This window comes from Haoranjiania flava, assembly GCF_025631005.1.
Taxonomy (GTDB): domain Bacteria; phylum Bacteroidota; class Bacteroidia; order Chitinophagales; family Chitinophagaceae; genus Haoranjiania; species Haoranjiania flava.
In genome coordinates this window covers 1-12323 of the sequence record NZ_JAOTPL010000023.1, presented here as the reverse complement: position 1 = coordinate 12323, position 12323 = coordinate 1, and the positions used below count along the sequence as shown (strand labels likewise).

The window sequence follows — 12323 nt, the reverse complement described above, 5'->3', positions numbered from 1 at the left end:
GGGATATTCCATCTGACAATTAAAAACGATAAAAAATACACAGATGAAAAACTATAAGTATTTCTTCATAGCAACAATATTGTTATTTCTTACAGCATGCCAGGAAAAAGATTGGGGGCCGCTGGACAATGCAACAGGAAAGCCTGCGGTAGTAACCAATATTATCGTAGAAAATGCCCCTGGGGGCGCTATCATATATTACAGCCTGCCTAACACGGGTTCTGTGACCTATGTAAAAGCCGTTTACAAACTGCAAAACGGTACGGAAAAAGCCGTTATATCTTCTGCTTTTAAGAACAATATTTTAATAGAGGGATTGGCTGATACTTTAAGACATGAAGTGCAATTATATACTGTTAATAAAAGTGAAGTTGTTTCTGACCCGGTTATCGTTTCTATACAACCTCAAAAGCCGCCAATTTTAAGTATATATGAATCTTTACAGGTCAAAGAAGACTTTGGTGGTGTTAATCTCAGGTTTGAAAATCCCTTAAAGAAGGAAGTAGTACTTTATGCATTTATAAAGGACAGTACCAATACCTGGAAAAGCCTGGATAGGCTCTATACACAAGCAGAATCAAGAAGCTATAATATCAGGAATATGCAACCTGTGCCTACAGATTTCGCATTTTTTTTCAAGGATCTATGGGGTAATTTTTCCGATACGCTTTATTCAAATCTTACTCCCATATACGAAGAGGAGATTAATAAAAAACTTTGGAAGGTATACAAACTGCCTAATGATCATAACACCAACTATTGGGCTGGATTAGAAATACATAAACTTTGGGATACTTATGTAGGATGCAATACCTGCAGGTACCTGGCTAATGATATACCGGTACCTGATATACCGAATTGGTTTACCATAGACCTGGGCCAGACAGTGACACTTAGCCGTATTAAAATCAATCAGTATACAACAGCCGGATACGCTTACAACACCGGTGCGCCACGAAGATTTGAAATCTGGGGTATACAAAATACGCCTCCATCCGATGGAAGCTGGGACGGCTGGGTGCATCTTCTTGACTGCGAATCAATAAAACCCTCAGGAATGGGAATAGGTACCGTTACAGCAGAAGATTTAAGTTATGCCAATGCCGGAGAGAGCTTTGATTTTCCTCCGGGCACACCGCCTGTGCGATACTTCAGGTTTAAATTATTAGAAACCTGGGATAAAAGAAATAACCTGCATCTGGCAGAGATCACCTTATGGGGCCAGGCTATAAAATAAAAATCCAAACAGTATCAAATGGAACAATTAAAGGATTCGGATGATCTTAATAGGGTAAAAGTTATGCTCCCGATTTCTTTAATAGTCCATTACAAAAACTTAAAAATATACATATGCGACTCAAAAATATAGGTGCAATTGTCACGCTGACCATTGCGGTGATAATATCGGTACATTCATGTAAAAAAGTAGATGACAATTATAAACAATTTTTGGCAGGAGGTGAAAGAGTTTATGTAGGCAGGGCAGATTCCATAAAAACATACGGAGGGCAAAATCGTATCATGTTGGAATGGCTCCTGATATCAGATCCTAAAGTTACCGGCTACAAAGTTTTTTGGAACAACGGTAAAGATTCTATCTCAAATCCTGTTCAGAAAACAAATGTCATAGACACGGTAAGATTAATGATCAACAATATGCCCGAAGGCGCTTACTTCTTCGATATCTATACTTATGATAATGAAGGCCACAGATCAGTAAAAGCCACTGCATACGGACGTGTATATGGCTCAAATTATCAAAAATCATTATTGGCAAGAGGCGTAAAAAGCTCTACGCCTTATGATGCTTATGGCACGGTAAGACTCACATGGTCAGACCCGGACGAGCAATTCGTAGGCGGGCAGGTAAGGTACAAAACTTTATATGGCAATGATACTATTATTCCTGTAATTAATCACAAAGACTCTATCTATACACTTCTTCCAAACGCCACAACAACATTCCAGTATCGTTCTATCTTTAAACCGCAGCCAACAGCCATAGATAGTTTTTATTCGTCCTGGACCACTCAAACAACTCCAGTGAAAGTTACGGGTTTATACATGAAAAATTTTGAAGAGCCTTTTGTGCGCGCTGCCTGGGATGGCGCCAGGTGGGGCACATTAAAAGACTGGATGGTAAATGCGGCAGCAAAGAACAGGGGAATATATGGCTCATACGACAAATATCAAAATGGCGAATGGTTTGGCTTTGAAAGGTGGGTTGCAGCAGACAAAACAATTGTAAATGGCAAGGCATACCAAACTGTAAAGCTGCCAAAAGGAAAATATGCTTTTTTTATTTATAGAAATGCCGTAACCGGCAATGCCAATGGCGGTAATGATCAAAGATACATTGTTGTTGCCGGCGGAAATACACTGCCTGACATTAGTAATATCTCTACGGCCATTGCCTCTAAATCATTTGCAGGCCTGGCAGAAAATGCAACAGCGTCTGTTGAGTTTACTTTAGACAAACCTACGGAAGTGTCTTTAGGGGTTGTATTATCTTTTACAAGTACGAGTCAAAACATGCGAATGGCAGAAGTAGGAATACTGCAGATGCCTGAATAATTACACAATATGCAAAAAATATTTTATGGTATTTTCCTGATTTGTATATCAGGAATGAATATTCATGCACAAAATGTAGCAACGGTCCGGGAGATATGGAAGACTTTTCCAACTTATGAATTTTCAGACCCGGATCCTGTACCATCCTTTTCAAAGCTATACCCTTATTTCAGGTTTGATGGCTTTACATCTAAGGCAAAAGATAAGCAGTGGAAAGTAGTACAGCTTGAAAATGATTATCTGCGTGTTGAAATAATGCCGCAGATAGGAGGCAAAGTATGGTCTGCTTACGATAAAATAAACCGGCAGTATTTCATCTATGCTAATAATGCAGTAAAATTCAGAGATGTGGCTATGCGTGGCCCGTGGACAAGTGGTGGCATAGAATTTAATTATGGCGTTATCGGCCATACGCCCAACACGTCCACACCGGTAGATTATTTAATTAAAACAGGCGAAAACGGTAGCGCTTCCTGTGTAATTGTAAGCTTCGAAATGCTTACACGCACACGCTGGAGCGTGGAAATAAAGCTTGAAAAAGATAAGGCTTACTTTACAACCGCTTCTTTTTGGTATAATGCCACCGCAGAAGAAAAACCATATTATCACTGGTCAAATGCCGCTGTATCTGCAAAAAAAGATCTTGAATTGATATATCCCGGAAATGCCGGTATCGGCCACCTTGGCGATAAAATTCAATGGCCTTACGATTCTGTCAATAATAAGCAAATATCTTCCTGGAAAGAAAACAATTATGAAGGATCAAAATCTTTCCATATTGTGGGCAGCGGTAAGCCATACTTCGGCGCATATTGGAAAAATAATGATTATGGCATGATGCATTTTACCAAGCGTGATGAAAAGTTAGGAAGGAAAATGTTTTCCTGGGCGCTGAGCGATCAGGGTGATATCTGGGAAGAACTGCTGACCGATAAAGATGGGCAGTATGTAGAAATGCAAAGCGGCAGGTTATTCAATCAAAATTCAATTCCAAGCAGTCTTACACCGTTTAAACAAACAACCTTTATTCCTTATGGGGCAGATACTTGGATTGAATATTGGTATCCTTTTAAAGGTACTGGCGGCGTTTCAGATGCTAACGATGCAGGCGTAATTTTTTTGGCGAATGATGAGCTTACAATTTCTCCACTCTGTTTTATAAAAGATACGCTCCTTATACAAGATAGCCTGGGCAATGTATTGTTTAAAGATTTTGCCGCTTTAAAACCATTGCAGACAGCCAGTTTCAGGATAAATAGCAATATGGCTGCTCTGAACAACATAACAGTTGTTGTTGGTGAGAAAGTATGGCGGATCGGCACGCAGGCATTACAGCGGCCTTTAACAAGCCCCGGGAATTTTGACTGGAATGATGTTTATGGATTGTATATCTATGCAAGAGATCTGGCCGGCTTACGCAATTATTCAGAAGCAGAGTTGTACCTCAACAGATGTTTGCAAAAAGATGGCAACTATGTACCCGCTTTGTCTTTAATGTCGTACCTGCAATATAGAAAAATGAATTATGATACTGCTTTTTATTTTGCTAAAAAAGCATTGAGCATTGATACGTATGACGCCCAATCTAATTATTACTATGCTCTTGCTGCAAAAAAGAAAGGTAATACAGCAGACGCTTTGGACGGCTATCAAGTAGCCGCGCTAACCTCTGAATACAGAAGCGCTGCATATACCGAGATGGCTAAATTGTATTTGAAACAAAAAGACTATGCACATGCTTTGGAGTATGCTGCTAAATCCTTAATCAACAATCACCATAACATAGATGCATGGCAATTGCAATTTTTAATAAACCGGTTGCAAAATAAAAATAACAAAGCAGTAGAAAAGAATATTACGGTTTTGGAGCCGCTCAATCACTTTTTACTGTTCGAAAAATACATGGAGCATAGGTCGGAAAATTATAAGGAAGCGTTTGTAAATAGTATTACCAATGAATTTCCCTTCCAGACATTTTTAGAACTCGCGCTCTGGTATTACCATGTAGAAAGAGTTTCAGAAGCAAAAGAAGTGTTGCTGCTGGCTCCCGTACATACGGAAAAATTTTATTGGTTGGCTTATTTTAATAAGGACAATCAATCAGGTACCGCTTATTTAGAAAAGGCAGAAGCATCGGAGCCCGGTTTTGTTTTTCCGTTCAGAGAAGAAGCGAATGATATGTTAGCCTGGGTAATAAAAAATTCCCACGATTGGAAACCTGCCTATTACGCGTCATTGTTACATCTTTCAAAAAACAATAAAGACAAGGCGGCTTCATTATTGAATACAATTGAGCAACAGCCGCGCTTTGCACCGTTCTATAGTGTAAGGGCAGCCTTAAATACCGACTCTGCTGTTGTGGAAAATGACCTGCAACTCGCAGTAAAATATGATGAAGATTCCTGGAGATATACCAATGCGCTGACAAGGTTTTACTTATCAAAACACAACTATCAAAGCGCATTGAGTGTGATTGAACCTTTTTATAAAAAACACAAAGAAAACTATATTTCCGGGATGCTGTACGTACGCACTTTGTTGAGGAATGATCAATATGCGGCGGCTAACAATGTTTTGTCATCTCTCAAGATCCTGCCGTTCGAAGGAGCGCTGGAAGGGCGAAGATTGTATGAAGAAACAAAACTCCAATTAGCGCTTAAAAGTCTTCAGCAAAAAAAATATACACAGGCCATTAATTATATACGTGAGGCACGATGCTGGCCAAGAAGCATGGGTGTAGGCAAGCCGTATGACAATATGATTGATGTGCGTGCGGAGGATTTTATGCAAGGGTTGATTCTGCATGAATCAGGAAAAAAGCAAGCTGCCGCCCAGTTTTTCGAAAAAGTTGCTACAGCAACCATAGCTCTTCCCGGTGATAATAGTTTGTTGCAGGTACTGGCATTATATTATAGAGGGGAAGAAAAAAAGGCCGAAACGCTATTTGACAAATGGAAAAACCTTCAGAAAAAGGACACGCTCATCAGAAGTGCTGAAGATTTTGTGATAAAGAATAAGGATTTAAGCAGAGGTATAAATTATGCTGCACTCAACGGCTTCTTTAAACTGATATCTGTAACGGAAGATGAAAGATTGTTTTAGTAAAAAAGTTTAATAAATAACATCATGGAAAAAAAATTAGTTCTGTTTTTGATTTTATTAATGAGTATCAAAAGTTATGCGCAAAGTGTAATTATTTATCAGGTAGATCCGCTGGATAAAGTTTTTAAAGAAAGGGCCTATTTCGATTCGCGAAAAGACACTTTGCATGCCGCAGCTGGGGAAACTGTTTCGGTTCAGTTAGTGGCAAAAGCAAACAAAGAAGTAAAAAATCTTGCTATTGAAGCCGTAAACATTAACAATGGTGCCAAGAAATTGTATGCTAAAAGCGGCTGGGTTACTTATGTGCCTGTAGGCAGAAGCTATATTCCCGCTTCAAGAGATATCTTACATTCTGTTTCAGGATATTTTCCTGATCCCATCGTGGATGATACTACATTGAATTTGAATACAGGCGAAATAAATCCTTTATGGATATCTGTGCCTGTACCTGTAAATACACCTTCGGGGATTTATAAAGGCAAAGTACATATTTCCGGAATGGTTAACAAGAGGAAAGAATCCTTTCAACAGGATTTCGTTATTAAAATTTATCCGGTAAAAGTGCCGCAAACTTCTTTATGGATTAGCAATTGGTCTAACCATCCTAACACCAAGTCACTGGAGCCTTTAAACAGGGGAAATAAAGTAGAGGCTTTTTCACCGCTGTATTGGGAGCTTGTTAAAGTACATGCAGATATGATGGCTTCGCACAACCAAAATGTGAACCGTATATACCCGTTAAGAAATACTGGCTTCCGGATTAAAGATGGTAAATATACTTTTGATTTTACCAACTTTGATAAAGAAGTAGAGATATTTGAAAAAGCTGGTGTCCTAAAACGTATAGAAGGCGGCCATATAGCCTGGCGTTCAGCCGGTTGGGATGATCCGTTTTTTGTGGAGGTGATACTGGAAAACAATGAAGAAAATAGGAAAATACAAAAATCGCATTTGCCGGACGACAGGCATGATGGTATGCGCTCTGTGATACTGCCATTAAGCGATAAGCGTGCGCAAAATTTCTTAGATCAGTTTTTGCCTGCTCTCAGGGACCATCTGCAGCAAAAAGGATGGCTGCATAAATATATGCAACACATTTCAGATGAGCCTACGGCTAAGAATTCTCCTTCTTATTTAGAAATAAGCCGCTATGTAAAAAAATATATGCCGGATGTAAAAATCATGGAAGCTGTACTTACATCTAAAGAAGTAAAAGATGGTATAGACCTTTGGATTCCTGTATTGGATGTGTATCATAAAGATTATAAATTTTACCAGGATCTGCAAAAAAACGGCAAAGAGATCTGGTTTTATACCTGTGTGGGCCCAAGAGGCAATTATGCCAACCGCTTTATAGAACTACCGCTGATACAATCAAGATATTTGCATTGGATAAATTATAAATACGGTGCTACAGGGTTCCTGCATTGGGGTTTAAACTATTGGGATGGCGGCAACCCGCTGATAGATGATGCTTCCAGGGATCGCGGAAAGCTGCCTGCCGGGGATGCGTATATTGTGTATCCGGGCTACAGGAAGTTGTATACCTCTATACGTTTTGAAACCATGCGCGATGGAATATATGATTATGAACTGTTGAAAATGCTGGAAAAGAAAGATCCTAAAAAAGCCAAAGAATTTGTGGACGACCTCATTAAAGGGTTTAATGAGTATGACAATAGTGTGATGTATTTCAGGAAAATAAGAAAACAAATGCTTGAGCAACTCAGTATATAGTTCAAGTGCCGGCTAATTCCATTATTTTTTTATAAATTAAAAAATATAGCATGTTGGAAATAATAAATTGTATCAGCCGTGCCACACGGCGGAAAATAAAAAGCGCTTTAATAATATGCTTTTTTATGGCTGCTTTTTCCTGTAGTAAAAATAACGGCGAAAAACCTCAACCTCCGGTTGGCGCCATTATTTCACTGGCTGATCCCACTATATTTGCAGATAAAGGAGTTTATTATTTATATGGTACCGCAGATCCAGATGGGTTTAAGGTATATACTTCGCGCGATAAACTCAATTGGAAAAAAGAAAGCTACGTATTGAGGAAAGGTACTGCATATGGCACCCAGGGTTTCTGGGCGCCACAGGTATTTTCTTACAATGGTTTATATTACATGGCTTATACGGCCAATGAAAATATTGCTATTGCTTCGGCTCAAAAGCCTACAGGAAACTTCACCAACGAAAATAAACCATTACCTTCTTCATTGAAGCAAATTGATCCCTTTGTGTTTGTTGACGGAGGAAAAATATATTTGTACCATGTGCGGCTCAATAAAGGCAACAAAATTTATGTAGCTGAACTGAATGCAGATTTTACTTCAATCAAAGAGGAAACTTTGCGAGAATGTATAGCAGCTGAAGACGGATGGGAAAATACACAGAAAGTAAGCTGGCCGGTAGCAGAAGGCCCCACGGTTTTTAAACATGAAAATCTGTATTACCTTGTCTACAGCGCCAATGATTTCCGGAATCCTGATTATGCTGTAGGCTATGCAGTAAGTGAGTCTCCGGTTGGGCCATGGAAAAAGTATGAAGGAAACCCTGTCATCTCTAAAACAATGTTGGGCATTAACGGGACCGGCCATGGCGATATTTTGTTTGAGCAGGATAAAATGCAATATGTGTTTCATACACATGAATTGAATGAAAAAGTCGGCAATAGAAAAACAGCTGTTATTGATCTTGTATTTAAAAATGTAAACGGTAAAAATATTCTTACGGCAGATGCAAAAACTTTCAGTTTTTTAAGAACGGCGAATTAAGCCTACGGTTTGTAAGAATGGCGGCTTGTATTATCTGGTTTACAGCGGGAATAATTCCCGCAATCCAGATTATGCTGCAGGCTATGCAGTGAGTGATTCTCCGGTTGGGCCATGGAAAAAGTTCGAGGCCGGCCCCATCATTTCAAAATCAATAATAGTCGTTAATGCAACCGGTCACCCGATGTTTTGTTTGAGCAGGGTAGCATGCAAAAATGTGTTTCATGCACATGAATACTAAGATCAACACGCTACGCCGCAATTCACGTTTTGTATACCCTGCGGGCTGTATTCTATTCGTCTATCAAATTAAACTGAAATATAAAAATACACATGAAACAACCATAAGCAAAGTTGCATACCAACCGCGGATGAATAAGCTAATTCCATGTGACCATTAAAAACAGCCGCAAAGCGGCGAACTAAAATATATACATATGAAAAAAACTGTAAAGGCTCTGCAAGTAGTTTTCCTATTGCTGTTTTTTATTGCTTGTAAAAAAGCAAGCAACTCAAATGAAATAATTGTACAACCCACTCATGCGGTAAAGTCCGACAGTATACCAGAAAGTATATATCGTATCAGGAACTTCATATCAGAAGAAACAAACGGTTTTGCAGTAGATGCATCCGGATCCTTAGTACAGCAAACGGTTTGGTCGCCTGAGAATACGGCACAAAGATGGCATATTATAGCAGTAGAGAGTAAAGTATATAAACTCATAAACGTGAATAGCAACAAGGCATTGGAAGCTGCAAAAAGTACAAATACTTCCGGTGCTCAATTACAGCTGAATACCGATAACGGTTCTGACCTGCAAAGGTGGAAGTTTGTAAAAGTTCACAATAATGTTTATAAATTAGTCAATAAAGCTACCGGCTTGTATGTTGGTATAAATGGTGTAAATATTGTACAAAAAACATTGTCCAATGGTAACGCACCTGAAGACCAATTTGTACTGCATAATTTATATTTTAAAAATCCTATCGTAGAAGGCGGATTCGCCGATCCATACGTAGTTTATAAAGATGGTTATTATTACGCGATGACTACTTCAGGCAATAATATAAGAATACGGAAGACTAAATATATGTCGTTGCTGAATCAGTCTGAGAACAGGATAATATGGACACCTGCAACCGGTACAACATACACGTCCAATATATGGGCTCCCGAGTTACATTATCTTGATGGCAAATGGTATATTTACTTTGCTGCCAGCGGCGCAGGTGTGGGACAAAGAATGCATGTTTTGGAAAGTACAAGCCAAGATCCTTCTGCCAGAAGCTGGATTTATAAAGGAAAGATCTCAGACATTTCTGATCAGTGGGCAATAGACGGAACAGTTTTGAAGCATAATGGTAAAAATTTTTTTATTTGGTCAGGTTGGGAAAGCGAAGCAACAAAACTAAAACAGCATCTCTATATTGCTTCAATGTCTAACCCCTGGACAATTTCAGGCGAAAGAACTAAAATATCTTCACCAACCAATGTTTGGGAAAAATATGAAGGCTCTGCTAATGGCGATTTTGTTGGAGCTACCGGGGTAAATGAAGCACCTATTATATTAAAAAAAGATGCTGAAAGTACGGTATATCTTATATTTTCTGTTAGCCGGTATAACAGTGATAATTACAGTCTGGCCACAATGAATTTAATCCATGGCGGAGATCCCGTGAACGCTGCGCATTGGGTAAATAAAAAGCGGGTGTTTACCAGTGCAAATGGTGTTTATGGGCCGGGCCACAACAGTTTCTTTACTTCCGGATCAGAGCATTGGATATTTTATCATGCAAGAAATACAGCCAATACTCCTAATGGCAGCCGTACGGCAAGAATACAGAAAATAAGCTGGGATGCCAATGGTGCACCCATATTCGGCACCCCAGTATCTACCTCTTCTCAATTAGAAATTCCTGCGGGGGAATGAATCAGGCATTAGATATATTTAAAAATAATTTTTAATTATCATAGTTATCCATATTAATAATACACAAATGAGATTATCTAAACTATATATTTTTATAATAGCAACGTTTGTTCTTTTTAATGCGTGCAGAAAAAGCACGGTTCAATCTGACGGATTCTTAGAGGCGGCTTCTGCCTCTATTGCTCCAACGTCAACGGTTTCGCTTACTTCAGCTACGTATGCAGCGGATGGAATCTACCGTATACGCGGATTGGTGCCCGAAACATCCGGCGGCCCAGTTATGGAAGTGGTAGGTATGAATGTGAATAATGGTGGTCTTTTGCAGCAGTGGAGTTGGTTTCCAAACAATGGACAAAAATGGCGCGTAACCAAGGTCGATGACATTTACTATAAAATCATCAACCTTAACAGTGGTAAGGCGCTTGATGTACCCCAAGCTACAACTGAAGCCGGACGCCAGTTGCAACAATATACGGATAATGGCACAGATGCTCAACGGTGGAAATTGCTCAATGTTGCTGCTAATACCTATAGGTTGGTTAATAAAGGCAATGGGATGCATGTTGCTCTGGAATACAACAATGCTAATAATGGTACCAGAATAGTACAGAAGCCGGCTGGGAGTTTTACTGGAACAGAAGATCAATTTATTTTTCATAACCTGTATTTCCAAAATCCTATAGTCGCTGAAAGTTTTGCCGATCCGTTTGTAACACAAAAAGACGGATATTATTATGCTATGGCCACCACGGGGAGCAATATTAGAATAAGGAAAACAAAAAAGATGTCCTTATTATCACAGACCGCACCTGTCACAGTGTGGACGCCTCCTGCCGGCACTGCTTATTCAAAAAATATATGGGCACCCGAATTACATTATCTGGATGGAAAATGGTACATGTATTTCGCAGCAAATGATGGAACTGCAGATAACCACAGGATGCATGTTTTGGAGAATGCCAATAACGATCCTGCAACAGCTAACTGGGTTTATAAAGGAAAAATTGCCGATGCTTCTAACCAGTGGGCAATAGATGGTACCGTGCTGGTGTCTGGTACTCAAAAATGGTTTATTTGGTCAGGTTGGGAAAGTACCGCTACAAGATTTAAACAGCATCTCTATATTGCTTCAATGTCTAACCCCTGGACAATATCAAGCGCAAGAGTTAATATATCTTCTCCAACCAATGTTTGGGAAAAATACGAAGGCTCTGCTAATGGCGATTTTGTTGGAGCTACCGGGGTAAATGAAGGCCCTATTATTTTAAAAAGGGCTTCCGGAAGTACCTGGTACCTGGTATTTTCTGTTAGCCGCTATAACAGCGACAATTACAGTCTGGCCACTATGAACTTAATCGGTGGCGGAGATCCCATGAACGCTGCTCATTGGGTAAATAAAAAGCGGGTGTTTACCAGCGCAAATGGTGTTTATGGGCCGGGCCACAACAGTTTCTTTACCTCCGGATCAGAGCATTGGATATTTTATCATGCAAGAAATACAGCCAATACTCCTAATGGCAGCCGTACGGCAAGAATACAGAAAATAAGCTGGGATGCTAATGGTGCACCCATATTCGGCACCCCAGTATCTACGTCTTCTCAATTAGAAATTCCTGCGGGGGAATGAATTAACGATCAGATATTTTAAATAATTTTAATTACCAGGTTTATCCGGGTACAAATCTTTATGTAATAATATCTATACTACATATGCCATTGAGTGAAAATGCCGCGTCTGCGCTTCCGCAGCCCATTCTTTTGTTCAAAAATCTAAGCCCTCTTTCCTAATGCCTGAAGCCGGATCAAAATATTCCTGCGTAGCTGTAGCAATACACAACAGCCAGCGCTTTCAATGCATTCATCTACAGGTGAAATTACTTTGCAAAAATATCCTATGATCCGCAACTGACCGTTGGTGAATATCCCATCCTCAAATCCT

Annotated in this window: 7 protein-coding genes; all 7 read left to right on the top strand. The window is 39.5% G+C overall.

The window, feature by feature from the left end; all coding sequences use genetic code 11:
- The first annotated feature begins 43 nt into the window (after nucleotides 1-43).
- The 7 genes from OD355_RS12410 to OD355_RS12380 all read left to right on the top strand — a co-directional run bounded on the left by OD355_RS12410 (nucleotide 44) and on the right by OD355_RS12380 (nucleotide 12011).
- Nucleotides 44-1237, top strand: a complete 1194-nt coding sequence (locus OD355_RS12410; RefSeq protein ID WP_263038809.1) for a DUF5000 domain-containing lipoprotein — start codon at nucleotides 44-46, stop codon at nucleotides 1235-1237.
- A gap of 113 nt (nucleotides 1238-1350) precedes the next feature.
- A complete protein-coding gene (locus tag OD355_RS12405; protein ID WP_263038808.1) occupies nucleotides 1351-2574 on the top strand; it encodes a DUF4998 domain-containing protein in 1224 nt (407 codons plus the stop codon).
- A gap of 9 nt (nucleotides 2575-2583) precedes the next feature.
- Nucleotides 2584-5676, top strand: a complete 3093-nt coding sequence (locus OD355_RS12400; protein WP_263038807.1) for a DUF5107 domain-containing protein — start codon at nucleotides 2584-2586, stop codon at nucleotides 5674-5676.
- A gap of 24 nt (nucleotides 5677-5700) precedes the next feature.
- Nucleotides 5701-7413 carry a DUF4091 domain-containing protein gene (locus OD355_RS12395; RefSeq protein WP_263038806.1) on the top strand — a complete coding sequence of 571 codons (1713 nt, stop codon included), beginning with the start codon at nucleotides 5701-5703 and terminating at the stop codon, nucleotides 7411-7413.
- 125 nt (nucleotides 7414-7538) lie between these two features.
- Entirely contained in the window at nucleotides 7539-8456 is a 918-nt protein-coding gene (locus tag OD355_RS12390; protein WP_263038805.1) for a glycoside hydrolase family 43 protein, read from the top strand.
- A 434-nt stretch (nucleotides 8457-8890) separates the two neighbouring features.
- Nucleotides 8891-10384, top strand: a complete 1494-nt coding sequence (locus OD355_RS12385) for a family 43 glycosylhydrolase (protein ID WP_263038804.1) — start codon at nucleotides 8891-8893, stop codon at nucleotides 10382-10384.
- Nucleotides 10385-10451: 67 nt separating this feature from the next.
- Nucleotides 10452-12011: a family 43 glycosylhydrolase gene (locus OD355_RS12380; RefSeq protein WP_263038803.1), complete on the top strand. Its 1560-nt coding sequence runs from the start codon at nucleotides 10452-10454 to the stop codon at nucleotides 12009-12011.
- Nucleotides 12012-12323: the final 312 nt, after the last annotated feature.